Origin of the sequence: Pseudonocardia sp. WMMC193, assembly GCF_021728735.1 — a bacterium.
Classification (GTDB): domain Bacteria; phylum Actinomycetota; class Actinomycetes; order Mycobacteriales; family Pseudonocardiaceae; genus Pseudonocardia; species Pseudonocardia oroxyli.
This window is the reverse complement of record NZ_JAKKDO010000003.1, coordinates 5,684,829-5,710,539: the sequence shown is the minus strand read 5'-3', so window position 1 is coordinate 5,710,539 and position 25,711 is coordinate 5,684,829. Positions and strand designations below refer to the sequence as shown.

Sequence of the window (25,711 nt, the reverse complement as noted above, 5' to 3'; positions counted from 1 at the left end):
CCTAAGCCCCTCGTCCCGGCAAACACGGAACCGCAGGAGCGGTGGATTTCGCCCGCTTGCTGCGCACGTGCGGAGGCGACCTCCTGAGCCTTGAACGAACGTTCACTCGATCGGCCCAGTCTCCCACCACGGAGTGACCGCCCACAGCGGCGAGACCGGGCCGTGCCCCGCGCCGAGCGGGTAGGACCACCGCACCGCCTCGACGATGTAGCGCTTGCCGAAGGCCACCGCCTCGGGCACCGCGAGGCCGCGGGCCAGCCCGGCGGAGATCGCCGACGCCAGGGAGTCCCCGCCGCCGTGGGTGTGCCCCGTGGCGAACCGCGGGCCGGGCAGCTCGGTGAACGACTCGCCGTCGAACAGCAGGTCGACGCAGACGTCCGCGTCCTCGGCGAGGTGACCGCCCTTGACCAGCACGTTCTGCGGCCCCAGGGCGTGCAGGGCCTTGGCCGCCGCGTACTGGCCCGCCCGGTCGTGGACGTCGATGTCGACGAGCAGGCGCACCTCGTCGAGGTTGGGGGTGACCAGGGTGGCGCGCGGGAACAGCTCGTCCCGGAAGGAGTCCAGCGCGGAGTCCGCGAGCAGCTGGTCGCCGTTCATGGAGGCGGCCACGGGGTCGATGACGAACGGGGTGGCCCGGCCTGCGCCGATCCCGTTCTCGTCGCAGGCCGCGGCGACCGCCCGGATGATCTCCGCGGTGGCGAGCATGCCCGTCTTCGCCGCCTGCAGCCCGATGTCCGACGCCACGGACGCGATCTGGGCCGCCACCGTCTCGGCCGGGATCGTGTGCACGCCCGTCACGCCGAGGGAGTTCTGGACGGTCACGGCGCAGACGGCCAGGCAGCCGTGCACCCCGCACGCGGCGAGGGCCCGCAGGTCGGCGGCGATCCCCGCGCCGCCCCCCGAGTCGGTGCCGGCGATCGTCATGACGCGGGGCGGGGTGGTGCCGACGGTGGGCTCGGGCATCTGTCCTCCTCAACCGGCATTACCCGGCTGGTTCCTGCGGTCGGCGAGGTCCGCCCTCTCAGCCCGCGCCCGGCGAGCTCCCGCGTGGTGCGACCACGACCGTAGTCCCGCGTCCGGCGCCCGGAGGAATGAGGACCGCGCGGATGGGGTTCACTCGGATCATGGCCGAAGAGAACGTGGAACTCAGCCCGGAGGGCTGGGTCGCAGGACAGACCCAGAAGATCCTCGAGACCGGCACGACCGAGGGCATCGAGGTGGCCGGGAAGCCGATCGTGCTGCTGACGCTGCGCGGCGCGAAGTCCGGCAAGCTGCGCTACACCCCGCTGATGCGGGTGGAGCACGACGGCGCGTACGCGGCCGTCGCGTCCAAGGGCGGGGCCCCCGAGCACCCCGTCTGGTACCACAACATCCTGGCGCACCCCGAGTTCTCGCTGCAGGACGGCACGGTCACCAAGACCTACCGGGCCCGCGAGGTCTCCGGTGACGAGCGCGCCGCCTGGTGGGAGCGCGCCGTCGAGGCCTACCCGCCCTACGCCGAGTACCAGACCAAGACCGACCGGCAGATCCCCGTGTTCGTCCTCGAACCGGTCGGCTGAGTCGAGCCGAGCCGAGTCGACCAGGGTGACGGGAGCGCTCTCCCCAGAGCGCTCCCGTCACCCTCGCGAGCCGTCCGCGGCCGTGACGGCGCGGAGCAGCGGGCGACTGGCCGCGGTGGCCGCGGCGACCGTGGCGGTCCCGGCGAGGAGCACGACCCCGAGCAGGACCAGGCCGCTCGGTGCCGCGACGGCGCTCACCGCGACGAACGGAGACGCGCAGAACAACCCGAGCCCGAGCGCGATGGCCCCGTTGACCAGCAGCGGAGCGGCCGTCTCGCGAGCGCGGGCGGACTCCAGGACCTGGACCGGGGTGCCCGCGAGCCGCAGCAGCCGCAGCGTGTGGCGGTGGTCGAGGACCCGCGCGGCCGCGGCCGTGCCGGTCGCGGTGGCCGCGACCAGGAACGTCCCGATCAGCACCACGAACGCGCCGCGACGCATGTCCTCGACGAGGACGGCCTGGTCCGCCGCCCGGTCCGCCTCGGTCTGCACCAGGGTGCCCGGGACGAGCGCGCCCAGCAGCGTGCGGGCCCGGTCCACCACGGCCGGGTCCCCGGGCCGGACGAGCACCTCGTCGGCCGGGCCGGGAGGCAGGAACGCCGCGATCCCGGCCGCGCCCAGCTCCTGCTCCGCGCGGGCCCGCAGGTCCGGCGCCACCACCGCCGGGCGCAGGTGCAAGGTCGTCGTGTCCTCGGTGGACAGACCGGAGACGGCCGCGGTCAGCGGCGCCAGGAAGCCCGCGACGAACACCGCCAGGGTCAGTCCGGCGACGGGCCGGAAGGCCGCCCGGGGATCGTCGAGCAGCCTGCGGCCCGCGATCACCGACGCCGCGCCGTCCCGTCGGACCAGCCAGGCGCCGGCCACGCGGACCACCAGCGGCCCGATCAGCACGCACGCCCCGAACAGCGCCAACACCCCCGCCGCGAGCACCAGACCGACCGCGGAGACGTCCACCGTCTGCAGCGCCGCGTTGACGATCGCGAACACCACGAGCGCCGCCGCGACCCCCAGCAGCCGGATCCAGCGCACCCGCTGGGGGACCTGCCTGCGCACCACCCCGAGCGGGGACACCACGACCCGGCGCAGCCCACCGATCGCCGACAGCGTGGCCAGGGCGCCGACGCCGAGCACGACCAGCACCGCCACCGTCCAGGAGGGACGGAGGTCCGCAACGAACCATCCGCCGCCCGCGAGCGGGATCCGGGCCAGGAGCGGCGCGCACGCCCACTCGAGCACCACCCCCGCCGCCGCGGCCGCGGTCGCGACAGCCGTCGTCTCCGCGACCGCCACGGTCGTGACCTGCCGGGTCGAGGCCCCGAGCAGGCGCAGCGTGGCCAGGCGGTCGGCGCGGCGGGTCGCGGTGAGCCGGGCGGAGGCTCCGAGCAGGCCCGCCACCGGGAACACGACGAGCGCCACGGCGACGATCGTGAGGCTGCGGTACAGCAGGGCGTCGGACGAGGCCTCGACCCGGTCGAACGCCGCGACCGGCAGGACGTCGGAGTCGCCGGGCGCGGTGAAGGCCGGGTCGTCCGGGGCCCGGCCCAGCACGGCGACCAGCTCGTCCGGGCGCTGCAGCCCGGCGTCGCCCACCTCGCCGGTCACGGGCCCCGGATAGCGGTCCGCCAGCGCATCCGCGGGCAGCGCGTGCAGCAGGTCGGCCAGCGCGGGGGACACCCACACCTCGCCCGGCGCGGGCAGCCGCGGCAGCCCGGGCGGGGGCGCGGCCGCCGCGTCGAGCGTGGCGAGGTCGACCTGCACGATCGGCAGCCCGGCCGCGTGGTCGGTGCGCACCCGCAGCTGCGCCACGGGGTCGCCCTGCGCGGCGACCGGCGTGCGCCAGCCGGTGCGCAGCTCCCGCTGGTCCAGCCCGTGCAGGGCGCCCAGGGCCGTCATGAGCAGCGCGGTCGCCACCGCCACGCCCGCGCCCACCAGCCCCGCGGCCGCCCACGCCCGCCGACCCCCGAGCCGCAGCAGGCGCAGCGACAGCCCGATCACCAGGCCCCCTGTGCGCGGCGATCGTCGCTCTGGCGTGCATCGCCGCTCACGAGGGGCTCGGCGGGCACGGGCCTGCCGTCGTGCAGGGCGAGGGTGCGGTGACACCGCGCCGCCACCTCCGGATCGTGGGTGACCACGACCAGCGCGGTGCCCGTGCGGACCGCGAGGCCACACAGCAGGTCCATGACCTGGGCGCCCGTGGTCGAGTCGAGGGCGCCGGTGGGCTCGTCGGCGAACACCACCGCCGGGCCCGCGACCAGCGCGCGGGCGATCGCGACCCGCTGTTCCTGGCCGCCGGACAGCTGCCCGGGGCGGCGGTCCTGCAGGCCGTCGAGCCCCAGGGTCGGGAACCACGCCGCGGCCTTGGCGACCGCCTCGCGCCGCCCGACGCCCGCGAGCATCAGCGGCAGCGCGACGTTCTCGACCGCGGGCAGCTCGGGCAGCAGCTGCCCGAACTGGAACACGAACCCGAAGCGGGCCCGGCGCAGCGTCGTCCGCCGGGCCTCCGAGAGCGAGTCGACCCGCTCGGCGCCGAGCCGGACCTCGCCCTCGTCGGGTCGCAGGATGCCTGCCAGGCAGTGCAGCAGCGTCGACTTGCCGGAGCCCGACGGCCCGGTCACCGCCAGGGTCTCCCCCGGTGCGACCGAGACGTCCACACCGGACAGGACCGTGACGGCGCCGAACCGCTTCGTGACCCCGCGCCCGCTCAGCACGAGACGCGCTCCTCGACCGCGGTGCGCTGGGCCGGGACCGTGACGACGTCGGCGGGCTGCACCCACCGCTGCCCGAGCTCGGCGTAGGGCCGCGCGTCCAACGCCGGTCCGACGGGCTCGTCGTCGCTCCCCCCGCGCAGCCCCGCCGTCTCCGCCAGGGCCTGCAGCACCGGCAGGAAGGCCATCACCACGAGCGTGAGCACCCCCAGGACCCACGCCCCCGTCACCACGATCTCCCCCGCTGTGTTCATGGCACCGACTCTGCGCCCGCGAGCGGGTCCGCCACCTCGGGAGATCGGCCAGAGCTCCTCGTCCTTTCGGCTGAGGCGAGACCCCCGTCCGGTCGTCCTAAGGTGGCCCGGTGACCGCTCCGCTCCGCTTGACCCGACACGCGGGCGTGGCTCTCGAGGTGCTCGCCTACCTGTTCTGGCTGGCCGTCGACATGGTCGCGGCCATCTCGATCGGGCTGCCGCGGGGCGCCGCGACCACGCTGGCCGGCTGCGTCGTGGCGGGGATCGTGCTCAGCCGCCGCAGGGTGCCCCTCGATCGGGTGGTCGTGCCGGCGTTCGCGGCGTCGCTGCTGTTCTCGGTGGTGTCGGTGGCCCTCGGCGCCCCGTCGATGTCCTTCACCGAGCAGCTCGCGCTGGCGGTGGTGACGGTGGTGGCGCTGCGGAACGCGAGCGACCGCCGGGTGCTGTGGGTGGCCGCCGCCGCGCTGGCCGCGATCGTGCTGTCGCCGGTGCTGCGCACACCCGTCGCAGGCACGTCGGACGCCTTCAGCGTGCTGTCGGCCCTCGGCTGGGGCGGCGCGGTCGCGATCGGGCTGGTCTGGCGCGAGACGGCGGCGCGGCGGCGGGCCGCGCTGACCGACGCCCGCTCCGCCGAGCGGATGGAGCTCGCCCGGGAGCTGCACGACGTCGTCGCGCACCAGGTCACGGGGATCGTCGTGGCCGCGCAGGCCGCGTCCGTGGTCGCGCGGACCAGTCCGGACGACGTGGACCGGGCGCTGGCCGCGATCGAGCGGGCGGGCACCGACGCGCTGACCGCGATGCGGCAGATGGTGGGTGTGCTCCGCGGCGGGGAGGAGGCCACCCGCACGCTCGGCGCGGAGCTGGGCGAGATCCCGGACCTGATCGCGCGCTTCGACCCGTCCGGCGAGCTCGTCCGGCTGCGGGCCGACCCCGGGTTCGCCCACGCCGTGCTCCCGGCGGGGGTCGCCGCGACCGGGTTCCGGGTGGTGCAGGAGGCTCTGACCAACGTGCGGCGGCACGCCCCCGAGGCGACCGCCGTCGAGGTGGAGATCGGGATCGGTGCGGAGGAGCTGCGGGTGGCGGTGCGCAACGACGGAGTCAGGGCGCGGCGCGAGGGCGGCGGCGGGTTCGGGATCACCGGCATGGCCGAGCGGGTGGCGGCCCTGAACGGGGCCCTGACCGCGGGCCCGGCGGGACCGGGGACCTGGGCGGTCGACGCCCGGGTGCCGCTGCGATGACCACCGTCCTGCTGGCGGACGACCAGGAGATGGTGCGCACCGGCTTCCGGCTCATCCTGTCCGCCGAACCCGGCATCGAGGTCGTCGGCGAGGCCGGGACCGGGGTCGAGGCCGTCACGCGGGCGCGGGAGCTGCGCCCGGACGTCGTGCTGATGGACATCCGCATGCCGGAGCTCGACGGGCTGGAGGCCACCCGGGCACTGACGGCGGATCCGACGCCACCGCGGGTCGTCGTGGTGACCACGTTCGATCTCGACGAGTACGTCTACGGCGCCCTGCGCGCCGGGGCCTGCGGCTTCCTGCTCAAGGACGCAGGCCCCCGACTGCTGGTGGAGGCCGTGCGGGCCGCCGCGGCGGGTGACGCGCTGGTCTCCCCGTCGATCACCGTCCGGCTGCTGGAGCGGCTCACCGAACCGGTCGCCGCGCCCCGGCTCCCGGAACCGCTCTCCCCGCGGGAGCTCGACGTGGTGCGGGCCGTGGCGCGAGGGCGGACCAACAACGAGATCGCCGCGGAGCTGTTCGTCTCACTCTCCACCGTCAAGACCCACCTCGCGAACGTGCAGGCCAAGCTCGACGCCCGCAACCGCGTCGAGATCGCGGCCTGGGCCTGGGAACACCAGCTCGTGACCTAGGAGAGCTCCGACGGCACCGCGACCACGTCGACCATCGCCCCGTTGCGCAGCACCGTGACCGGGAGCGGGACGCCGATCGCCTCGCCGAAGAGCTGCCGCTGGATGCCCTGGGCGTCCTCCACCGGGCGCCGCCCGACGTCGAGCACCAGGTCACCGCGGCGCAGCCCCGCCCGGTCCGCGGGGCTCCCGGCGATCACCTCGGCCAGCCGCATCCCGTGGCGCCTGCCGTGGCGGCCCTCGGGCACCGGCGCGGGCACGCCGACCACGCCCAGGTAGGCGCGGCGGACGCGGCCGTCCGCACGCAGGGCGTCCACGATCCGCCGGGTCGTGGCGTTGACCGGGACGGCGAGGCCCAGGCCGGTCCCCGCCACCGCCGTGTTGATCCCGACGACCCGGCCCTCGGAGTCCGCGAGCGCGCCGCCGGAGTTGCCGGGGTTCAGCGCCGCGTCGGTCTGGATGACGTCCTCGACCACCCGGCCCGCCGAGCCGTCCCGGGTGGGCAGGGCGCGCCCGAGCGCGCTGACCACCCCGGCGGTCACCGATCCGGCCAGGCCCAGCGGGTTGCCCACCGCGACCACCAGCTGCCCGACGACGAGATCGTCGGCGTTCCCGAGCCGGACCGGCTCGGGCAGCGGCTCGTCGGTGCGCAGCAGGGCGAGGTCGGACAGCGGGTCGGCGCCCGCGACCCGCACACCCACCTGCGAGCCGTCCGCGAAGTCCGCCCGGCCGGTGCGCGAGCGGCCCACGACGTGCGCGTTCGTGACGAGCTCGGTGCGGGAGACGACCACCGCGGACCCCGAGCCCCGGCCGAACCGGACGGCGGCGACCTTGGCGGTCAGCTCCGCGGCGACGGCGGAGACCGTCTGCGAGTAGGAATCCATGACGCCTCCGTGATTACACCGTTGCATTCGACGAACGCACGGTGCGGGCGCCCTGTTCCCGCCGGGGTCAGACGTCCGGTTCAGACGTCTTCGGCCTCGACGCGGGCCGGGTCCCAGGACTGCCCGGGGGCACCGAAGCCGCGCTTGCGCAGGGCCTTCTTCGCCTGGCGGCCGTAGCGCCCCACGAGGCGGTCGACGTAGATCGTGCCGTCCAGATGGTCGGTCTCGTGCTGCAGGCACCGCGCGAAGAAGCCGCGGCCCTCGATCTCGACCGGGACGCCCTTCTCGTCGGTGCCGGTGACCTTCGCCCAGTCCGCCCGGCCCGTCGGGAACTGCTCGCCGGGGACGGACAGGCAGCCCTCCTCGTCGTCCTCCGGGTCCGGCATCATCCCGTCCGGCCGCTCCGAGGTCGACAGCACCGGGTTGCACACGACCCCGCGCCGGTTCGTGCGGGTCAGCTCGTCGGGGCAGTCGAAGACGAACACGCGGCGGTCCACGCCGATCTGGTTCGCGGCGAGGCCGACGCCGTGCGCCGCGGCCATCGTGTCGAACATGTCGGCGACCAGCGCGGCCAGTTCGTCGTCATAGGACTCGACGGGGCGGGTGGGGGTGTGCAGGACGGGATCGCCGATGATGACGATGGGACGGACGGCCACCCGGGTGACGATAATGTCTCGATCCCGGATTCACGCCCACGGGTGGCGCGTCCGCGCCGTTCGCGTCGAACCCCCGTGGTTGAATGGCGCCCGCGAATGACAGCCGTGTCATTCGGCATGGAGCGTCGGCAGGAGCGTGATGGAGTCCGCCACCGAACCCCGCGGGACGGACGGTCCCACGGGCAGGCCCGCCCGGGAGCTGGATCGCCGCGAGCGGGAGATCCTGGCCTTCGAGGGCCAGTGGTGGAAGTACCAGGGCGCCAAGGAACAGGCGATCCGCGAGCTGTTCGACATGTCCGCCACGCGCTACTACCAGGTGCTCAACGCCCTGGTCGACACCCCCGAGGCCCTCGCCGCCGACCCGCTGCTGGTCAAGCGCCTGCGCAGGCTGCGGGCGAGCAGGCAGCGCACGCGTGCCGCGCGCAGGCTCGGCATGGAGCCCTGGTGACCCGTCTGGGAGGTAGGCCGTGACCGCACCGAACGGGATGTCGACCGCCAAGGTCGGCGGGATCGCGCTGGTCGGCGTCGGCGTCATCGCCGCGGTGATCGGGCTGGTCTCGCTGGGCACCGGCGGCTCCTCCTCCGGCGGCGACGAGGCGGCGGCCCCGACCGCGTCCGTGGCGCCGGCGACACCGGACACCAACGCGGTGCCCCTGCCCTCCTTCTCGGCCGAGCCCACCACCGTCGCCCCCACGCCGACCCCCGCCCCCGTGGCGCCGCCCGTCGCGGAGGCCTCCGGTGCGGGTGCCGGTGCCGCCGTCGCCCCGACGATGCCGCTGCGCGTCTACAACAACAGCACCATCTCCGGGCTGGCCGCCACGGCCGCGGCGGACTTCCAGCGCGGCGGCTGGACCGTCGCGGAGTCCACGAACTACCCGGACGGCATCATCCCGACCAGCACGGTCTACTTCCGTCCCGGCACCGGTGAGCAGGCCTCGGCCCAGCGCCTGGCGGACGAGTACGGCCTGCGCGTCGAGCCGCGGTTCGAAGGCATCCAGGACGCCAGCCCCGGCCTGATCGTGATCGTGACGCGAGACTTCAAGGGCGCCTGACGACTTCCGCTCCCCAGCGACGGCGCCCGCAGTGTGGAGCCACGACTGTCGTGTCGAGACCCGGACACGACGGTTGTGGCTCCACAATGCTCAGTCGGTGCTGCGGCGGGCCGCGTACGCCTCCAGCTCGGCGACCTGGACGGGGTCCAGGCTCGGTGGGACGTTGCGGCGGGCCTTCGCCAGGTGGGCGGCGGTGACCTCGGTGGCGTCGAGGGACTCCCGCATCGCGGTCAGCGCGGCCTCGCGGAGGATCGCGGCACAGTCGGCCGCCGAGTAGCCCTCCAGGTCGGCGGCGAGCGCGTCGAGATCGACGTCGTCCGCCAGCGGGGTGTTCCGGCCCGACGCCCGCAGGATGTCCGCCCGCGCCTGCGCGTCCGGCGGCGGCACGAACACCAGCCGCTCCAGCCGCCCGGGCCGCAGCAGCGCGGGATCGATCAGCTCGGGCCGGTTCGTCGCCCCCACGACGACGACGTCCCGCAGCGGGGTCGCGCCGTCCAGCTCGGTCAGCAGCGCGGCCACCACCCGGTCCGCCACCCCGGAGTCCGTGGACCCGCCCCGCCGCGGAGCCAGCGCGTCCACCTCGTCGAGGAAGACCAGCGCCGGCGCGGCGTCCGCGGCCTTGCGGAACAGCTCGCGCACGGCCCGCTCGGACTCCCCGACGTACTTGTCGAGCAGTTCGGCGCCCTTCACCGCGAACACGTTCAGCTGCCCGGACCCCGCCAGCGCGCGGAGCAGGAAGGTCTTGCCGCCACCGGGCGGCCCGTAGAGCAGCACCCCGCGCGGGGCGTCGACGCCGAGGCGGGCGAACGAGTCCGGGTAGCGCAGCGGCCACAGCACCGCCTCGGTCAGCGCCTGCTTGACCTCCGTCATGTCGCCGACCTGGTCGAGGGTGAGGCCACCGGTCTGCAGCGTGTCCGACGACGACATGGAGATCGGCCGCACCGACCCCACGGCGTTCAGCAGGTCCGCCATCTCGATCTTCGGGTCCTCGTGGCCGCGAAGCGCGGCGTGCACCGCGGCCTCGCGGCGCACCGCGGCCAGGTCGGCCACGACGAACCCCGGCGTGCGGGTGGCGATCTCCCCCAGCTCGACGTCCTCGGCTACCGGGACCTCGGTGAACAGCCTGCGCAGCAGGTCGGCCCGGACGGCCTGGTCGGGCAACCCCAGGCTCAGCTCGCGGTCCGCCAGATCCGGCGCCCGCAGCCGCGGGTCGACGGCCTCGGGCTCGGCCGTCGTCGCCACCAGCGCCAGGTTCGGGGTCCCCACGGCCTCCTTCAGCGAGTCCAGGACGAGCGTGGCGAGCGGGGGCGGGGAGGCGGCGGGCAGCAACGCGTCGACGTCCGTGACCAGCAGGACCGTCGGACGGCCCGCGGCGGCCTGGTCGCGGGCCGCGGTCAACGCCTCCTGCACCCGCGCGGCGGCGGACGCGGGCTCCAGCGCCGCGGCCGCCGGCCCCGGCAGCTCCACGCACCGCGCCTCGACGGCGGCGGCGACGCTGCGCACCAGCGTCGCCTTCCCGACGCCCTCGGGCCCGGTCACCAGCACACCGAGCCGCGGGGACCCGCCGAGGCGGACCAGCAGCTCGGGGCGGGAGAACGTCAGCTCCAGCCACTCCACCAGGCGCTTCGCCGGAGCGGTGTGGCCGATCAGGGCGTCGATCGGGAGCGGCGGCTCGTCCGCGGCCGCGGGAGCGGTGAGGCCGACCGTGCCGACCGTGCCTGCCGGGGTCCGGTCGGCCGTCCGAGCCGGCGCCCGGGTGTCGGCGACGCCCGCAGTCGCCGTCGCGCGGATCGGCGTATCCGCCGTCGTCGGCCCGTTCAGCCACCCGACGACCGTGGTGGGGTGCACCACCACCGGCCCCGCGGGCTCGACCCGCGCCACGGTGACCAGCTCGCTCGTCCAGGCGCCGCCGATCGCCGTCGACAGGGCGCGGCGGGCCGCGGGGACGTCCGCGCCGGGCGGCGGTGCGATGTCCTGGGGCAGCAACGACACCGCGTCCCCCGCGGTCAGCACCTTGCCGAGCAGCGCGAGCCGGGCCGTCGCGGGGCTGACGGTGCCGCGGGCCAGCGCCGACCCGGCCACGACGATCCGTCGCGCGGGCTGCACCGACACCGGGGAGACCACGACCTCCGCCCCGTCCTTGAGGCCGCAGTTGGACAGCGTGACGTCGTCGAGCAGGGCCTGGCCGGGCGCCCCCGCGGGATCACCGGCGACCGCCAGCGCACTGGTCGCCCGACTCCCGGTCACGGTCACGGCGTCCCAGCTGCGCAGGTGCAGGGCGTCGAGCACCTCGGGATGCAGGCGGACCACCCCCCGGCGCGCATCGGTGGCGGAGGTGGCGAGGCGGGCGACCAAGGTGATCACTGGCACCCGCCCACCGTATCGGCGCGGCGCCCCACCACACGGACCGAGATGTCCGACTCGCGTGTCTGCGGGTCAGCGGCGGCGCAGGCCCAGGCGGCTGAGGGGGGCGGTGATGCGACGGCGGTTGTTGCTGGGCAGCCTGCGGCTCTGCCCCAGGGCCCCGAGTGACCGGGCGGGGCGGGCGGGGCCGTGGCCGAGGCCCGCCCCGTCGTCGGTGCGCCTGCGACCCATCCCGGCCATGCCCCGGGCCACGGCACTCGCCCGGCCCGCGACGCGGCGGCGCAGCGGCGGCCGCAGCCCGAGCCTGCGCGCGGACCGGGCGGCGCGGGCGACGGCCCGCCGCTCGCGAACCGGCACGCCCCACGCCTCGGGGTGCCGGGACAGCCAGACCCACCGGTAGACGGTGTACGGGATGAGCAGCAGGTACCCGACGGCGATGATCGCCATGCCGAGGAAGGGCGCGGTCAGCAGGATCGCGGCCGCGGCGCCGACCAGCACCAGCAGCGGCGCGATCCACTGCGGCCGCACCCGCGCCGTCTTCAGCGAGAGGGTGGGGATGCGGCTGACCATGAGCGCCGCGGTGAAGAGGGCCCAGATCCCGACCGCGAGCGGGGCGGACCACCAGCCCGCGCCGAAGTGCAGGTAGAGGTACAGCGGCAGGCCCGCGGTGAGCGCGGCGGCGGGCGCGGGCACGCCGACGAAGAACTCCTTGGCGAACGGCGGCTGGTCGCCGTCGTCGATCAGGGTGTTGAAGCGGGCCAGACGCAGCGCCATGCAGACCGCGAAGATCAGCGCGACGACCCAGCCGAGCCGGGTCCCCTGCAGCGCCCAGATGTAGAGGACGAGCGCGGGCGCCACCCCGAAGGAGACCAGGTCGGACAGCGAGTCCAGCTCCTGGCCGATCTTCGACGAGGCGTCGAGCAGGCGCGCCAGCCCGCCGTCGAGCGCGTCGCACAGGGCGGCGCCGAAGGCGGCGGCGATGCAGAGCTCGAACCGGCCGGCGAGGGCGAAGTTGACCGCGGAGAGGCCGAGGCACAGGGCGAGGACCGTGACCGCGTTGGGCAGCAGCCGGATGCCCGCCTGGTACGGGTTCACGCGAGGACCGCCAGGGGGGTCTCCCCGCCGATCGTGCGTTGGCCCACCGCCACCTGCGGTCGGACCCCCGGGGGCAGGTAGGTGTCCACCCGCGACCCGAAGCGGATCAGGCCGTAGGTCTCGCCCGCGGCGACCTCGTCCCCCGCCGCCACGGAGCAGACGATCCGGCGCGCCAGCAGCCCGGCGATCTGCACGATCCCGAGGGCGTGGCCGGTCCGGGTCTCCAGGACCATCGCGTTGCGCTCGTTGTCCGTGCTGGCCTTGTCCAGGTCCGCGGAGAGGAAGACGCCGGGCACGTACTGCAGCGACCGGACGCGCCCGTGCACCGGGATGCGCTGGACGTGCACGTCCAGCACCGAGAGGAAGACGCTGACGCGGGCGACGGGCTCGCGGGGCAGATCCAGCTCCGGCGGGGGGACGACGTCCTCGATCAGCGCGACCGTGCCGTCCGCGGGCGCCAACACCGCGCCGGTGATCGGCGGCGGCACCCGCTTCGGTGCCCGGAAGAACAGGGCGGTGAGCCCGGTGGCCAGCAGGCCGACGCCGGTACCCCGGCCGGTCAGCAGCCGGGCGACCCCCGCCGCGGCGGCGACGGCACCGATCACCGGGCGGCCCCCGGGGTGGATCGGCGGCACGGCCTCGCGGACGAGTGTCGCGGCGTGCACCAGGGCGTTCTCGCCGGCAGGGGTCGCGGCCATGGTCGCGGATCCACTCCTCGTCGGCGCCCGGACGGCGACCCCGTTCCCGGCGGCTGCCGGACGGGTCGGACGCGATGGCGACACGCTACCGGGGCCCTCGCAGGCGGTCGTCCGCCCGGCCCACGCAAAGGGCCGGGGCCGCCATCCCCCGAGACGGCGACCCCGGCCTTGGAACCGCTCGTCCGCTCCCCAGCGACGGGCGGTAGGTCCTGTGCGTCGAAGGGTGGGTACCCACCCCGTACCGAAAGTATCCCCAGCGATCGACCACTCGTCCATATCAATCCGGGCCCAACCCGATGATCTGCACCGATCGGCCGAACGCTCACTGGATAAGACGTCGAGAAGGCCCAAAGTGTTGCACCCTCGGCATGTGACCCGTACCACTTTTCGAGTGACAGGGCCCCTCAGCAACCCCTAAAGGGGCGGATCCAGCAACCACACGTCGAGCTCGTCGCCCACCTCGACCCGCTCCGCCGCCTCGGGCACGACGAACAAGCAGTCCGCCCTGGCCAGCGCGGCGAGCATGTGCGAAGCGGGGGAGCCGATCTCGCCGACCGTGCCGTCGACGGCGTCGAGCGACCCGCGTCGGAACTGCCGCCTGCCGACGGGAGAGGTCAGCGCGTCCCGCGAACGGGCGGTCACGATGGGCCGATCGGGGTAGGGGTGCCCCATGGCGCGGCGCAGGACCGGACGGACGAACACCTCGAAGGACACCTGAGAGCTCACCGGGTTGCCGGGCAGCGTCACGACGGGGCAGGCGACCTCGCCGAACTCGACGATGCCGGCGCCCTGCGGCCCGCCCGGCTGCATGCCGACCTTGACGAACTCCACGCCGTGCCCGGTGAGCGCGTCCTTGACCACCTCGTAGGCCCCCGCGGAGACCCCGCCGGAGGTGACCACGAGGTCCACCCCCTCGACGATCCGCTCGCCGAGGACCTTGCGGAACTCCGCGACATCGTCCGGGACGAAACGGAGCTGCTCGGCCGCGGCCCCGGCGTCCCGCACGGCGGCGGCGAGCATCGCGCCGTTCGACTCGTAGATCTGGCCGGGCTGCAGCGGCTCGCCCGGCGCCACCAGCTCGGAGCCGGTGGACAGCACGAGGACGTGCGGCGGGCGGCGCACCGGCAGGGTCGCCCGACCCACGGCGGCGGCCACCCCGATCTGCGCGGCCCCGAGGACGGTGCCCGCCGGGAGCACCTCGGCCCCGGCGTGGACGTCCTCCCCGATGCTGCGGACGTGCCGCCCCACCTCGGGGGCCAGCCGCACGGCCACGGTCTCGGTGCCGCCGTCCGTCAGCTCGACGGGCACCACGGCGTCCGCCCCCACGGGCATCGGCGCGCCGGTCATGATGCGCGCGACCGTGCCCGGCGCCAGGTCCGGCACGTCCGTGCGGCCCGCGGGGATGTCGGTGGCCACCGGCAGCGTCACCGGGGAGTCCTCCGACGCCCCCGCCAGCTCGGCGGCGCGCACGGCGTACCCGTCCATCGCCGAGTTGTCGAACGGCGGCAGCGCGATCGCGGCCGTGACGGCCTCGGCCAGCACCTTCCCCCTGGCCTCGGCCAGCGGCAGCTCGACGACGTCGGTCGGCCCGAGCAGCGCGGCCACGACGGCCCGATGCTCCTCCACGGTGCGCACGGGCCCATCCTGCCCGAGCGCGCGTTCGGTTGCACTCGCCTACCCCGAGTGCTAAAACGGGGCTTGGCACTCGGCTTGCCCGAGTGCCAGTTCGAGCCCCGGTGAGACCGGCGCAGGGTTGCCGGTCGTCCGTCGCGGGCGCCGTGCTCGGACAGACGAGTTTTCCCAATCGGAGGACCACACCCCCATGGCGAAGCAGATCGCTTTCGACGAGGAGGCGCGCCGCGGGCTCGAGCGCGGCATGAACACCCTCGCCGACGCTGTCAAGGTGACGCTCGGCCCGCGCGGCCGCAACGTCGTCCTGGAGAAGAAGTGGGGCGCACCCACCATCACGAACGATGGTGTGTCGATCGCCAAGGAGATCGAGCTCGAGGACCCGTGGGAGAAGATCGGGGCCGAGCTCGTCAAGGAAGTCGCCAAGAAGACGGACGACATCGCGGGTGACGGCACCACCACCGCGACCGTCCTGGCCCAGGCGCTGGTCCGCGAGGGCCTGCGCAACGTGGCCGCCGGCGCCAACCCGATGGGCCTCAAGCGCGGCATCGAGAAGGCCGTCGAGGCCGTCTCGCAGGCGCTGCTCAAGTCCGCCAAGGAGATCGAGACCAAGGAGCAGATCGCTGCCACGGCCTCCATCTCCGCCGCCGACCCGCAGATCGGCGAGCTCATCGCCGAGGCGATGGACAAGGTCGGCAAGGAAGGCGTGATCACGGTCGAGGAGAGCCAGACCTTCGGTCTGGAGCTCGAGCTCACCGAGGGCATGCGCTTCGACAAGGGCTACATCTCCCCGTACTTCGTGACCGACGCGGAGCGCATGGAGGTCGAGCTCGAGGACCCCTACATCCTCCTCGTCTCGTCCAAGATCTCGACGGTCAAGGACCTGCTCCCGCTGCTGGAGAAGGTCATGCAGTCGGGCAAGCCGCTCGCGATCATCGCGGAGGACGTCGAGGGCGAGGCCCTGGCCACGCTCGTCGTCAACAAGATCCGTGGCACCTTCAAGTCCGTCGCCATCAAGGCGCCGGGCTTCGGTGACCGCCGCGAGGCCATGCTCACCGACATGGGCATCCTCACCGGTGGCGAGGTCATCTCGGAGAAGGTCGGCCTCAAGCTGGACACCGCCGACCTGTCGCTGCTGGGCACCGCCCGCAAGGTCGTCGTCACCAAGGACGAGACGACCATCGTCGACGGTGCGGGCGACGCGGACCAGATCGCCGGTCGCGTCAACCAGATCCGCGCCGAGATCGACCGCACGGACTCGGACTACGACCGCGAGAAGCTGCAGGAGCGCCTGGCCAAGCTGGCCGGCGGTGTTGCGGTGATCAAGGCTGGTGCCGCGACCGAGGTCGAGCTCAAGGAGCGCAAGCACCGCATCGAGGACGCCGTCCGCAACGCGAAGGCGGCCGTCGAGGAGGGCATCGTCGCCGGTGGCGGCGTCGCGCTCATCCAGGCCGGTGCCGGCCTGTTCGAGGGCCTCGGCCTGGACGGCGACGAGGCGACCGGGGCGAACATCGTCCGGGTCGCGCTCGAGGCTCCGCTCAAGCAGATCGCGGTCAACGCCGGCCTCGAGGGCGGCGTCGTGGCGGAGAAGGTTCGGAACCTCCCCTCGGGCGAGGGCCTGGACGCCGCCACGGGCGAGTACAAGGACCTGGTCAAGGCCGGCATCATCGACCCGGCCAAGGTCACCCGCTCGGCGCTGCAGAACGCGGCGTCCATCGCGGCGCTGTTCCTGACCACCGAGGCGGTCATCGCCGACAAGCCGGAGAAGAACGCCGCTCCGGTCGGCGACCCGACCGGTGGCATGGGCGGCATGGACTTCTGAGAGAAGCCTGCATCACGAGGCATCCTCTGATCCGTCCTGCGTGAAGGGGCGGCGGGCTTCGGCCCGCCGCCCCTTTCGTGTGTCCGACGCCGTGCCGGTCGCACGGTCAGAACAGGAACACGTAGGCGCTGAACAGGACCGTCAGGAACGTCGGGACGAGGGTCAGGAGCACCGGCCAGACGTGCTGGGCCCGCGTGGTCGCGAACCAGACGGCGAGCGGCCAGCCGAGCGCGAACACCGCGACCATCCCGCCCATGAGCACCGCGCCGAGGTCGCCGAGCCCGAGCCCGAAGGCGATGAACATCAGCGCGAAGAACGCGGGCCACAACGCGCACAGCGCGGTCACCGTCAGCCCGACGACCCGGACCGCGAGCACTCCACCCGGCTGCGGCGCCCGGCGCCGGGGCACGGTCGGGAAGTGGAGGAAGGGCTGCTCCACCTCCCACGACCGCACCGCGGGGAACTGCGGCACACCCGCGGGCGTCCAGGGCTCGCGGGGTGCCGGGATCACCCCGGGATTGCTCGGCAGCAGACCTGCGGGCGGCTCGAACCGCAGCGCGGCGGGCTCGTGGTGCGGTGTCGTGGTCATGCCACGAACCTAGGAACCCGCAGCTCAGCGCACAGGGGTGCCAGCACCACCCCGCCCGGTGGCCACCCCGCCGGTTCGCGGTGAGCGTGACGCGGTGGGTTCTCACGCGGTGGTCGTCACGCGGTGGTCGTCACGCGGTGGTCGTCACGCGGTGGTCGTCACGCGGTGGTCGTCACGCGTGCTCGTCACGCGGTGGTCGTCACGCGAGCGCTCTCGTGACACTCGCCGCGATGAGCGCTCCGCAGATCCCCCATCATCGTTCCGAGCGTGACGGGAGCGTCGCACCGAGTGCGCTCCTGTGACACTCGCGCGGTCGTACCGCTGCGGCACCCCGACCCTCGCCGAGAGTCACGCGAGCGCGGTCGGCGCGACGCTCCCGTGACACTCGCGCGATCCGACCACTGCAAGCACCCCGACCCTCGCCCAGCGTCACACGAGCGCGGTCGGCGCGACGCTCCCGTGACACTCGCGCACCATCGCGAAGCTGCAGTGCGGGCGCGTTCGCGCATGCCGTTGCCGAGCGTCACGCGAGCGTCGTCAGCGGGGCGCTCCTGTGACGCTCGCGCACCCACCGCTGCGGGGTCCGCGCGCGACGCGCTCGCCGCCGTCGAGCGTCACACCACGGTGATCGACACAGCGCTCCCGTCACACTCGTCGGCGGTGAGTCTCGCGAGCGTCACCCGGCGGCACGGCGGTCAGCGCTAGCGTCACGCTCGGCGCGGAGGAGCGCGCGTCGGACGTGCTCGGCCACGAGTTCCGGTTGCCGCATCACCATGCCGGGATCGAAGCGGAGCACCCGCCACCCCTCGCGCGCGAGGAAGGCCTCGCGGACGAGGTCGCGCTGGGCCCGCTCCGGCCTCAGATGATCGGGGCCGTTGTGCTCGACGCCGAGTCGCTGCGCCGGGAACGCGAGGTCCAGCTCGTAGGGGCCGATGGGGTGTTGGAGGACCGGCGTCGGCAGGCCTGCGTCCTCGATGGCCAGGCGAATGCGCGTCTCCATCGGGGAGCCGGACCTCCGGTTCGCCCGCCTGAGCACCTCGGGCACCCGGGCGCTGCCTCGGACCCCGCGGTGCAGGTCCCGCACGGCGAGGACGTCTCCCGGCTCGAACCCGCCGACCCGGGCGAGGGCGTCGACAGCCACGATGGCCTCGCGCACGGACGCGCGACAAGCGAGGTCGAACGCGGTGCGGAGCGCCGTCGTCACCCGGGCGCCCTCGGCCACGGTGATCTCCTCGGGGAGCACGATCCCGCGCCGGACGAGCAGTCCCGGGTGTGCGCGTTGCGTCCCCCCGGGAACGATCACCTCGACCGCGGCGTCCGCGGGACCGCACGAGGCCCCGATCAGCTCCGCGGCCGCCCATCCGCCGACCACACCGCGCCCCTCGACCAGGACGTGAGCGGCGCGCCCGCGGAGCGCGAGATCGGGCGGTCCGGCAGTCATCAGGACGTAGATGTCGGGGAACATCCGCCGATAGCGCGGTCCACGCAGCTCGCCCGCCGTCACCCGGCCCTCGGCCACAGCGACGGATCCGCGAAAAGGTTCGATCGTCATGCGCACTGTGACGGCGCCCGACCGCCCGCGGTTCCACTCCAGGTTCGAGAGTGACAGGAGCGTCGCGCCGAGAGCCGGCCGGTGCCACTCACCCGGCCCGGTGCTGCACGAGCGTCACCGGGGCGCACCAGCGTCAGCGCTCCCGTCACCACACCCCCGAGCGTCACCGGGGCGCACCAGCGTCAGCGCTCCCGTCACCACACCCCCGAGCGTCACCGGAGCGCACCCCCGCGAGCGCTCCTGTCGCACTCGAAACGATCACGCTGCACCAGCGTCACCGGAGCGCACCACCACCAACGCTCCCGTCACACTCGGAACGATCACGCTGCACGAGCGCTACCCGCCGCGCACCAGCGTGAACCCTCCCACCCGACCCACCGCGAGCGTCACCCGAGCGCATCACCGCGAACGCTCCCGTCACACTCAGAATGATCTTTCGGCACGTGCGTCACCGCTGCGCACGACCGCGAGCACTCCGTCGGACCCACCGCGAGCGTCACCGGAGCGCACCATCACCAACGCTCCCGTCACCCTCGGAACGATCTTGCAGCGCGAGCGTCACCGGAGCGTCGTCTACGCAGCGCTCACGTGACACTCGCGTACTCCCCCGCGACGGCGGCGGCGCGGGTGCGGAGGGTCTCCACCAGCTCCGGCGGTTCCAGCGCGACGACACGCGGGGCCAGGGACCACAGGACCTGCTCGGCGTGGTGCATGCTCCCGAACGCGACGACGACGGCGTCGGGCTCCTCCCGCACGATCATCACCTCGGCCGCCAGGACCTCCCGGTCGCCGCGCACCCGCACCTCCACGTGCGGGATCCGGCGGCGGAAGTCCGCGCGCCTGCGCTCCCACAGCTGGTCGAGGTCGATCCCCGACGGCCGCCGCGCGGGCTCGGCCAGCTCCTGCGCCTCCTCGATCCGGTCGACGCGGTAGGTGCGGTCGGCGCCGTCGTCGAGCGCGAGGAGGTACCACCGGCCCGCCGACTCGACGAGGCCGAGCGGGTCGACCGTCCGCAGGCGCGCCGACCCGTCCCGCGACGCGTAGCGCATCCGCAGCCGGTTCCCCGCGAACACCGCCCGCTGCACCTGGACCGGCGCGGGTGTGGGCTCGGCCCCCTCGCGCAACCACCCCGCGCGCCCGACGAGCACGCGGTCCGCCGCACCCGTCGCCGCGGCGCGGGAGGCCTCCGGCAGGGCCGCGACCAGTTTCCGGATCGCCGACGAGAAGGCCTGTCCCCGACCCAGGAGGTCCCGGGGCGTGGTCAGCAGGGCGACCGCCTCGTCGGTCGTGAGCCCGGTGAGGTCCGTGGAGAAGCCCGGCAGCAGGGCGATCCCGCCGTGGCGGCCGCGCTCGGTGTAGACGGGGATGCCTGCGCTCGAGAGCGCCTCGACGTCTCGCAGCACCGTCCGTTCGGACACCTCCAGCTCCGCCGCCAGCTCCGCGGCCGTCGACCGGCCCCGGTGGCGCAGCAGGAGGGTGAGCGAGAGCAGCCGGTCGGCACGCATCCGCAAAACATGACACAAGGTGTCCGGTTGAGGCGAGAGGCTCCTCCCATGACCACCACGGAGATCGACCCCCGCACCCCCTACGCCGGCGCCCTCGACTGGGCCGCCGCCGTCCTCGCCGGAGTCCGCGAGGAGCAGCTCGCCGGGCCCACCCCGTGCCCCGAGCTCGACGTCGACGGGCTGGTCCGACACCTCGTCGCCACCGTCTACAAGATCGCCGCGATCGGCGAGGGTAGCGACCCGCGGCCGCTCCCGTTCCAGGTCGACGGCACCTTGGAGGACGCCCGCGCCGAGTACGAGCGGGTCTGGACCGCCGAGGCCCTCGACCGCGAGGTCACCGTGCCCTGGGGACGGGCGCCCGGGCGGACGGCGCTGTGGGGGTACGTGAACGAGCTGCTCGTGCACACCTGGGACGTCGCCGTCGCCACCGGGCAGCCGTGCGAGGCGCCCGCCGCGGCCGTCGAGCCCGCGCTGGCGGTCGCGCGGATGCTCATCCCGGCCGAACGCGAGGGCTTCCCCTTCGCCCCACCCGTCGAGCCGGCCGCGGACGCGGGCCCGACCGAACGCCTCGCCAACTGGTCCGGCCACGCCCGCTGAGGGTCGTGAGTGGCGATGGTCGCCCGGGCGACCATCGCCGCTCACGGTCAGGGCTGCTGGTGCGGGGCCTTGTACTCGCTCGCGTCCGGCGCGGTGAACAGCGGCGCGACCTCGGTGAGGCCGCCCTCGGCGTTCTGGTCGACCTTGGCGATGTAGACGCCGCGGGTCGGCGGGGCACCGGGCGAGCTGTAGTCCAGCGGCGCGACCAGGTCGTCGGTGCCGACCGAGGTCAGGGACTTCAGCGCCGTCTGGACGCCCGCCCGGGACAGGTCGCCGTTCTGGCAGGCCTTCTCCAGCACCGCCTGCCAGACCAGCCCCTCGACGTACCCGGCCTGTGCACCCGCGTTCTTCGGGCTGTTCGGGTACTTCGCCTTGTACTCCGTGGCGACCTCGACGGCCTTCGGCGTCTTCGACGAGAACGGTGCGCTCGACGCCGCGACGTACAGCTTGTCCAGCGCGCCCGCCGCCGGGCTCGAGAGCAGAGCCGGGTCGAACGTCGGGTTGTTGCCCAGGACCGGCACGTTCAGCCCGAGCGCGGCGTTGTTGGCCATGGCCGAGGCCGTCTGGCCGGGCGTCGTGGTCAGCACGATCGCGGTGACGCCCTCGCCCTTGAGCCCGGTCACGATGTTCGCCAGGTCGTTGTCCGTCGAGGTGATCTTGGACTCGACGACCGTCATGCCGTGCTTCTCGGCGTAGAACCTCGAGCCGCGCAGGCCGTTGCCGCCGTACTCGCCGTCGATGTAGATGTGCCCGATCTTGTCGCCCTGCTTGATCAGGCCCTGCTGCTGCAGGTAGGAGAGCCCGTCGATGATCTCGACGTCGTAGGTGGTCCCGATCATCATGATGTTCGGGTTGTTCAGGATCTCCGACGACCAGGACGCCGGTGCGGCGGAGACGTTGTCGTCGATCAGGTTCTGCTTCAGCGCCGCGAGCACGGGCGAGCCCAGGAGCTGCACGATCCCGAGGATCTTCGGCTCGAGCTGCGGGTAGAGCGTCTTGGCGGTGTCCGCCTTGTACCCGTGGTCGACGATCTCCAGGGCCAGCTGGCGCCCGCAGATCCCGCCCGCGGCGTTGACGTCGGCCACCCAGAGCTCGTTGCCGCCGATCAGCGCCTCGCCCAGGTTCTTGAACACGCCGGTGCGGTCGCCCATGACGCCGAGGGTGATCGTGGAGTCGGTGACGCCGAAGTCGGTCTTCACCCCGCCCGTCCCGCCGCTCGACCCGGAGGACCCGGAGTCCGCCGTGCTGCCACAGGCCGCGAGCAGGAGCGCCGAGACGCCCACCACCGCCGCCCGGCCCCAGTTCTTGATCATCATCGATCTCCTTGTCGGGTGGTGAGCCTGCGACCGATGGCCGCCAGCCCACCGGGTTCGAACAGCACCACCAGCACGATCGCGGCTCCGTACACGAACGCGCTGATGAGCACGGGGGACAACGTCCCGATGGACCAGCCGAACTCGGTGGCCCCCAGGGTCAGCACCTGCGGCAGGCCGTTGACCAGCACCGCACCGGCGACGGCGCCGGGGATCGAGCCGAGGCCGCCGATCAGCACCATCGCCAGGTACGAGATCGCGACGGTGATGGAGTAGGTGCCGATGAACTCGTTCTCGTCCGGTTTGACGAGGTCCAGCCACAGCGCCGTCATGACGCCCGCCAGCCCGGCGAAGGCGGACGACACGGTGAAGGCCTGCGCCTTCGCCCGGGCCACGTTCACGCCCATCGCGGTGGCGGCGGCCTCGTTGTCCCGCACCGCGCGCCAGGCCCGGCCGACCCGGCTGCGGACGGCGCCGCGGGCCAGCAGGTAGGCCACGATGGCCAGGACGAGGAACAGGTACCAGAGCCGCTGCTGCTTCTGGATGGCGACGCCCAGGATCGTCGGCGCCGGGTCGGAGTTGGCGAAACGGAAGCCGAACAGGTCGAACGTCGGCGGCGGGCGCCCGGTCGACGTCCCGCCGGAGAGCATGTCCAGCGACTGGCCCAGGTAGAGCCCCAGGAACACCAGCGACAGGGACGCGACGCCGAGGTAGATCCCGCGCAGCCGCCCGGAGACCGGCGAGAACGCGAGCCCGACGAGCGCGCAGATCGCGACCGCGCCGATCACCGCGAGCAGCGGCGGCAGCCCCAGCCCGACGAGGTCCCCGGAGTCCCCCGAGTCCCCCGCCAGCACGGCGTAGCTCACCGCCCCGACCAGCAGGAAGAACGGGTGCGCGAGGGACAGCTGACCGGCCTGCCCGACGAGCAGGGTCAGCCCGACCGCCCCGACGACGCCGATCAGCACGTACTGGCCCGCCTTGAGGTAGGCGACGCCCGCGAACACCGGGAACACCAGCAGGACCAGGAGCAGCACCGCGACCCCCGCGACCGTGGGCCACGAGGACCGCAGGCGCACCAGCACCGACGACCGCTCAGTCACGACCCGCTCAGACACGACTGAGCTCCCTCGTCCCGAACAGCCCGCTGGGCCGGAACACCAGGATCACCAGCATCACCAGGAAGACCGCGCTCTTGGAGAACTCGAAGGAGACGTACTGCGCGGACAGCGCCTCGGTGAGCCCCACGACCAACCCGCCGACGACGGCGCCCGCGGTGGAGTCGAGCCCGCCGAGGATCGCCGCCGGGAACGCGATCAGCGCGATCGCGTGCGTCCCGCGGCCGAGCCCGGCACCGGAGAAGTCCTGGGTCGCCATGAACAGCACCGCGACCCCGGCCAGCGCGCCCGCGAGCAGCCAGGCCGTCGCCGTGACCCGCGAGCTGCGGATCCCCATCAGCGCCGCGGCCTCCTTGTTCTCGGCCTGCGCCCGCATGGCCACCCCCCAGTTCGAGAACCGGAAGGCCAGGAAGAACGCGGTGATCAGCACGGCCCCGACGAGCAGCGCGACCAGCTGGGTGCGGAACACCGTCAGGCCCGCGAACTGGATCGGGGCCGCGTCGTAGGGGTCGCCGATGAACGGGATGTCGTTGCCGAGGCGGCGGACGACCTCCTCGGTGACGATCACGTCCACCCCGATGGTGAGCAGCGCCAGGCTGTTGACGTCCGCCCCGCGGGCGTTGCGCACCAGCAGCCGCTCGATCAGCAGCGCCGCCACCGCCGCGGACACGATGCCGAGCACCGCCGCGCCCGGCCAGCCGAGGGCGTCCTTCGTGGCGTAGACGAGGTAGCCCCCGATCAGCACCAGCGAGCCGTGCGCGAAGTTGACCACCTCGGTGGCCTTGAAGATGATCACGAAGCCGAGCGCGAGCAGCGCGTACACCGCGCCCTTGCCCAGCCCGTTCAGCACCAGCTGCAGGAACGTGTTCACTCCGACACCCCCAGGTAGGCCCGGACGACCTCGGGATCGGCCTGGACCTGCTCCGGCGGGCCGTCCGCGATCAACCGGCCGAAGTCCAGGACGCTCACCCGGTCCGCGATCCCCATCACCAACCCCATGTCGTGTTCGACCAGCAGGACCGAGATTCCCAGCGCGTCGGCCAGGTCCCGGATCGTCACGCCCATCTCGGCGGTCTCGGTGGCGTTCAGGCCGGCGGCGGGCTCGTCGAGCAGCAGGACCGTGGGCTCGACGGCGAGGGCGCGGGCGATGTCGACCCGCTTCGCGACCCCGTAGGGCAGGGCGGCGACCAGGGAGTCCAGCCGGTCGGCGACCCCGAGGAACGCGCAGATCTCCTCGACCCGCGCGCGGTGTCGCGCCTCGGTCCGCCTGCCGATCCGCAGGCCGCCCGCCAGGAACCCGCCCCGGGTCAGCGGGTGGCGGCCCAACAGCACGTTGTCCCGCACCGTGCTGTGCGGGGAGAGCGCGATGTTCTGGAACGACCGCCCGACGCCGAGTCCGGCCAGCCGGTGCGGCGGGGTGCCCGTCAGGTCCTGCTCGCCGAGCCGCACCCGCCCGGACGTCGGCCGGTACAGCCCGCTGATCACGTTGAAGCAGCTGGACTTGCCCGCGCCGTTCGGGCCGATCAGGGCGTGCACGGCGCCGGGTTCGACGGTGAAGGACACGTCGGAGAGCGCGGTGACCCCGCCGAACCGCAGCGTCACCGACTCGACCGCGAGCGGTGCGACGTCGGACCGGACGGTCCCGGGCGCGCTCATCCGGCCCACCTCGACAGGGTGCGGCGGTGCCGGCGCGCGAACGCGGCCTCGGCCTCCGCCTGCTCCTCGGACTCGGCGTGCCCGCCCAGGTAGAGGCGCTGGACGTCGTCGCTCGCGGCGAGCTCGGCCGCCGGACCCGCCAGCGCGACCCGGCCGACCTCGAGGACGACGGCGGTGTCGGCGACCTCGAGCGCCATGGTCGCGTTCTGCTCGACCAGGACGACCGCCGTGCCCTGCGCGTGGATCTCACCGACGATCCGGGCGATCCGGCCGACCATCTGCGGGGCCAGGCCCAGGGACGGCTCGTCGAGCAGCAGCAGATCGGGGCCGGACATCAGGGCGCGACCGATGGCCAGCATCTGCTGCTCACCCCCGGAGAGCAGGCCCGCGCGTTGGGTCGCGCGCTCCGCCAGCACCGGGAAGAGCTCCGCGACCCGGGCCCTGGCCGCGGTGCGCACCGCCGCCGACCGCGCACCGAGCCCGCCCGCGCGCAGGTTCTCCTCGACCGTCATCCGGGCGAAGACCTGACGCCCCTCGGGCACCGCGACCACCCCGCGCCGGACGATCTCCGCGGGGTCCAGGCGGTCGATCCGCTCGTCCCGGAACCGGATCTCCCCCGCCGCGACCGCGCCGCCGTGCAGCCGCAGCGTGCCCGACACCGCGCGCAGCAGCGTCGACTTCCCGGCACCGTTGCCACCCAGGACCGCGAGCACCCCGTCGGGTCCCACATCCAGGTCTATCTCCTCCAGGGCCGTCACCGACCGCCCGTACCGGACCTCGAGCCCTCGCACGCTCAACACGG

25 protein-coding genes are annotated in these 25,711 nt (G+C 74.0%); 7 read left to right on the top strand and 18 right to left on the bottom strand.

Annotation, left to right across the window (positions count from 1 at the left end; genetic code table 11):
* Window positions 1–102 precede the first annotated feature (102 nt).
* Entirely contained in the window at window positions 103–963 is an 861-nt protein-coding gene (gene thiD / locus L3X23_RS29275) for a bifunctional hydroxymethylpyrimidine kinase/phosphomethylpyrimidine kinase (protein WP_237196232.1), read from the bottom strand.
* 161 nt (window positions 964–1,124) lie between these two features.
* Here thiD and L3X23_RS29270 point away from each other — a divergent pair, with 161 nt between their 5' ends.
* Window positions 1,125–1,559, top strand: a complete 435-nt coding sequence (locus L3X23_RS29270) for a nitroreductase family deazaflavin-dependent oxidoreductase (RefSeq protein WP_093077357.1) — start codon at window positions 1,125–1,127, stop codon at window positions 1,557–1,559.
* A 57-nt stretch (window positions 1,560–1,616) separates the two neighbouring features.
* Here L3X23_RS29270 and L3X23_RS29265 read toward each other — a convergent pair whose 3' ends face one another.
* Genes L3X23_RS29265 through L3X23_RS29255 form a run of 3 tightly spaced genes read right to left on the bottom strand, consistent with a single transcriptional unit; the run spans window position 1,617 to window position 4,515 of the window.
* Window positions 1,617–3,551, bottom strand: coding sequence for an FtsX-like permease family protein (locus L3X23_RS29265; RefSeq protein ID WP_237196229.1), 1,935 nt, complete (start codon window positions 3,549–3,551; stop codon window positions 1,617–1,619).
* The gene (locus L3X23_RS29260; RefSeq protein WP_237196227.1) at window positions 3,548–4,264 is read right to left on the bottom strand and encodes an ABC transporter ATP-binding protein; all 717 of its coding nucleotides are present in this window, start codon (window positions 4,262–4,264) and stop codon (window positions 3,548–3,550) included. The genes L3X23_RS29265 and L3X23_RS29260 overlap by 4 nt, the downstream gene beginning before the upstream one ends.
* Complete coding sequence (locus L3X23_RS29255) at window positions 4,258–4,515, bottom strand: hypothetical protein (protein WP_093076320.1); 258 nt, start codon at window positions 4,513–4,515, stop codon at window positions 4,258–4,260. Before L3X23_RS29255 ends, L3X23_RS29260 begins: the two co-directional genes overlap by 7 nt.
* A gap of 110 nt (window positions 4,516–4,625) precedes the next feature.
* Here L3X23_RS29255 and L3X23_RS36380 point away from each other — a divergent pair, with 110 nt between their 5' ends.
* Window positions 4,626–5,753, top strand: a complete 1,128-nt coding sequence (locus L3X23_RS36380) for a histidine kinase (protein ID WP_308116959.1) — start codon at window positions 4,626–4,628, stop codon at window positions 5,751–5,753.
* Window positions 5,750–6,385 carry a response regulator transcription factor gene (locus L3X23_RS29240; RefSeq protein WP_093076313.1) on the top strand — a complete coding sequence of 212 codons (636 nt, stop codon included), beginning with the start codon at window positions 5,750–5,752 and terminating at the stop codon, window positions 6,383–6,385. Before L3X23_RS36380 ends, L3X23_RS29240 begins: the two co-directional genes overlap by 4 nt.
* Here the strand turns inward: L3X23_RS29240 and L3X23_RS29235 are convergent.
* A complete protein-coding gene (locus L3X23_RS29235) occupies window positions 6,382–7,266 on the bottom strand; it encodes a S1C family serine protease (protein WP_237196225.1) in 885 nt (294 codons plus the stop codon). The two genes, L3X23_RS29240 and L3X23_RS29235, sit on opposite strands and share 4 nt — an antisense overlap.
* 80 nt (window positions 7,267–7,346) lie before the next feature.
* Entirely contained in the window at window positions 7,347–7,922 is a 576-nt protein-coding gene (locus tag L3X23_RS29230) for a peptide deformylase (protein ID WP_237196223.1), read from the bottom strand.
* Window positions 7,923–8,061: 139 nt separating this feature from the next.
* On the opposite strand from L3X23_RS29230, the gene L3X23_RS29225 reads away from it, so the two are divergent.
* Together L3X23_RS29225 and L3X23_RS29220 are read left to right on the top strand one after the other, a co-directional pair.
* On the top strand, window positions 8,062–8,370 hold the full coding sequence (locus tag L3X23_RS29225) for a DUF3263 domain-containing protein (protein WP_093076306.1): 309 nt from the start codon (window positions 8,062–8,064) through the stop codon (window positions 8,368–8,370).
* Window positions 8,371–8,389: 19 nt separating this feature from the next.
* Complete coding sequence (locus tag L3X23_RS29220) at window positions 8,390–8,974, top strand: LytR C-terminal domain-containing protein (protein WP_237196221.1); 585 nt, start codon at window positions 8,390–8,392, stop codon at window positions 8,972–8,974.
* Window positions 8,975–9,064: 90 nt separating this feature from the next.
* On the opposite strand, the gene L3X23_RS29215 is transcribed toward L3X23_RS29220, so the two are convergent.
* The 4 genes from L3X23_RS29215 to glp form a co-directional block, all read right to left on the bottom strand.
* On the bottom strand, window positions 9,065–11,344 hold the full coding sequence (locus tag L3X23_RS29215) for an AAA family ATPase (protein ID WP_237196219.1): 2,280 nt from the start codon (window positions 11,342–11,344) through the stop codon (window positions 9,065–9,067).
* 66 nt (window positions 11,345–11,410) lie between these two features.
* Window positions 11,411–12,433: a phosphatidylcholine/phosphatidylserine synthase gene (locus L3X23_RS29210; protein WP_237196217.1), complete on the bottom strand. Its 1,023-nt coding sequence runs from the start codon at window positions 12,431–12,433 to the stop codon at window positions 11,411–11,413.
* Complete coding sequence (locus L3X23_RS29205) at window positions 12,430–13,131, bottom strand: phosphatidylserine decarboxylase (RefSeq protein WP_237196215.1); 702 nt, start codon at window positions 13,129–13,131, stop codon at window positions 12,430–12,432. Before L3X23_RS29205 ends, L3X23_RS29210 begins: the two co-directional genes overlap by 4 nt.
* 414 nt (window positions 13,132–13,545) lie before the next feature.
* Window positions 13,546–14,766 (bottom strand): gephyrin-like molybdotransferase Glp, encoded by a 1,221-nt coding sequence (gene glp / locus L3X23_RS29200; RefSeq protein ID WP_237196213.1) that lies wholly within the window; start codon window positions 14,764–14,766, stop codon window positions 13,546–13,548.
* 187 nt (window positions 14,767–14,953) lie between these two features.
* On the opposite strand from glp, the gene groL reads away from it, so the two are divergent.
* Window positions 14,954–16,582 carry a chaperonin GroEL gene (gene groL / locus L3X23_RS29195; RefSeq protein WP_093076292.1) on the top strand — a complete coding sequence of 543 codons (1,629 nt, stop codon included), beginning with the start codon at window positions 14,954–14,956 and terminating at the stop codon, window positions 16,580–16,582.
* 106 nt (window positions 16,583–16,688) lie between these two features.
* Here the strand turns inward: groL and L3X23_RS29190 are convergent, their stop codons facing one another.
* From L3X23_RS29190 to L3X23_RS29180, 3 genes are all read right to left on the bottom strand, one after another.
* Complete coding sequence (locus tag L3X23_RS29190) at window positions 16,689–17,171, bottom strand: hypothetical protein (RefSeq protein ID WP_237196212.1); 483 nt, start codon at window positions 17,169–17,171, stop codon at window positions 16,689–16,691.
* Between the two features lie 676 nt (window positions 17,172–17,847).
* Window positions 17,848–18,723, bottom strand: a complete 876-nt coding sequence (locus L3X23_RS29185) for an endonuclease domain-containing protein (RefSeq protein ID WP_237196210.1) — start codon at window positions 18,721–18,723, stop codon at window positions 17,848–17,850.
* A gap of 584 nt (window positions 18,724–19,307) precedes the next feature.
* The gene (locus tag L3X23_RS29180) at window positions 19,308–20,228 is read right to left on the bottom strand and encodes a YafY family protein (RefSeq protein WP_237196208.1); all 921 of its coding nucleotides are present in this window, start codon (window positions 20,226–20,228) and stop codon (window positions 19,308–19,310) included.
* Window positions 20,229–20,276: 48 nt separating this feature from the next.
* Between L3X23_RS29180 and L3X23_RS29175 the strand changes: the two genes are divergently transcribed.
* Window positions 20,277–20,825, top strand: a complete 549-nt coding sequence (locus L3X23_RS29175; RefSeq protein WP_237196207.1) for a TIGR03086 family metal-binding protein — start codon at window positions 20,277–20,279, stop codon at window positions 20,823–20,825.
* 47 nt (window positions 20,826–20,872) lie between these two features.
* On the opposite strand, the gene L3X23_RS29170 is transcribed toward L3X23_RS29175, so the two are convergent.
* The 5 genes from L3X23_RS29170 to L3X23_RS29150 are packed head-to-tail and all read right to left on the bottom strand — an operon-like array spanning window position 20,873 to window position 25,709.
* Window positions 20,873–22,141, bottom strand: a complete 1,269-nt coding sequence (locus L3X23_RS29170) for an ABC transporter substrate-binding protein (RefSeq protein ID WP_237196205.1) — start codon at window positions 22,139–22,141, stop codon at window positions 20,873–20,875.
* A complete protein-coding gene (locus L3X23_RS29165; RefSeq protein WP_237198156.1) occupies window positions 22,138–23,220 on the bottom strand; it encodes a branched-chain amino acid ABC transporter permease in 1,083 nt (360 codons plus the stop codon). The genes L3X23_RS29170 and L3X23_RS29165 overlap by 4 nt, the downstream gene beginning before the upstream one ends.
* Before the next feature lie 25 nt (window positions 23,221–23,245).
* On the bottom strand, window positions 23,246–24,124 hold the full coding sequence (locus L3X23_RS29160; RefSeq protein ID WP_237196203.1) for a branched-chain amino acid ABC transporter permease: 879 nt from the start codon (window positions 24,122–24,124) through the stop codon (window positions 23,246–23,248).
* A complete protein-coding gene (locus L3X23_RS29155) occupies window positions 24,121–24,909 on the bottom strand; it encodes an ABC transporter ATP-binding protein (protein ID WP_093077351.1) in 789 nt (262 codons plus the stop codon). Before L3X23_RS29155 ends, L3X23_RS29160 begins: the two co-directional genes overlap by 4 nt.
* Window positions 24,906–25,709, bottom strand: coding sequence for an ABC transporter ATP-binding protein (locus tag L3X23_RS29150; protein WP_237196201.1), 804 nt, complete (start codon window positions 25,707–25,709; stop codon window positions 24,906–24,908). The genes L3X23_RS29155 and L3X23_RS29150 overlap by 4 nt, the downstream gene beginning before the upstream one ends.
* Window positions 25,710–25,711: the final 2 nt, after the last annotated feature.

Excerpts from the sequence above, each read along its gene's own strand:
- thiD (WP_237196232.1), bottom strand. The coding sequence starts at position 963 with ATGCCCGAGCCCACCGTCGGCACCACCCCGCCCCGCGTCATGACGATC.
- L3X23_RS29270 (WP_093077357.1), top strand. The coding sequence starts at position 1,125 with ATGGCCGAAGAGAACGTGGAACTCAGCCCGGAGGGCTGGGTCGCAGGA.
- L3X23_RS29255 (WP_093076320.1), bottom strand. The coding sequence starts at position 4,515 with ATGAACACAGCGGGGGAGATCGTGGTGACGGGGGCGTGGGTCCTGGGG.
- L3X23_RS29240 (WP_093076313.1), top strand. The coding sequence starts at position 5,750 with ATGACCACCGTCCTGCTGGCGGACGACCAGGAGATGGTGCGCACCGGC.
- L3X23_RS29235 (WP_237196225.1), bottom strand. The coding sequence starts at position 7,266 with ATGGATTCCTACTCGCAGACGGTCTCCGCCGTCGCCGCGGAGCTGACC.
- L3X23_RS29225 (WP_093076306.1), top strand. The coding sequence starts at position 8,062 with ATGGAGTCCGCCACCGAACCCCGCGGGACGGACGGTCCCACGGGCAGG.
- L3X23_RS29205 (WP_237196215.1), bottom strand. The coding sequence starts at position 13,131 with ATGGCCGCGACCCCTGCCGGCGAGAACGCCCTGGTGCACGCCGCGACA.
- groL (WP_093076292.1), top strand. The coding sequence starts at position 14,954 with ATGGCGAAGCAGATCGCTTTCGACGAGGAGGCGCGCCGCGGGCTCGAG.
- L3X23_RS29190 (WP_237196212.1), bottom strand. The coding sequence starts at position 17,171 with ATGACCACGACACCGCACCACGAGCCCGCCGCGCTGCGGTTCGAGCCG.
- L3X23_RS29185 (WP_237196210.1), bottom strand. The coding sequence starts at position 18,723 with ATGACGATCGAACCTTTTCGCGGATCCGTCGCTGTGGCCGAGGGCCGG.
- L3X23_RS29180 (WP_237196208.1), bottom strand. The coding sequence starts at position 20,228 with ATGCGTGCCGACCGGCTGCTCTCGCTCACCCTCCTGCTGCGCCACCGG.
- L3X23_RS29175 (WP_237196207.1), top strand. The coding sequence starts at position 20,277 with ATGACCACCACGGAGATCGACCCCCGCACCCCCTACGCCGGCGCCCTC.
- L3X23_RS29170 (WP_237196205.1), bottom strand. The coding sequence starts at position 22,141 with ATGATGATCAAGAACTGGGGCCGGGCGGCGGTGGTGGGCGTCTCGGCG.
- L3X23_RS29155 (WP_093077351.1), bottom strand. The coding sequence starts at position 24,909 with ATGAGCGCGCCCGGGACCGTCCGGTCCGACGTCGCACCGCTCGCGGTC.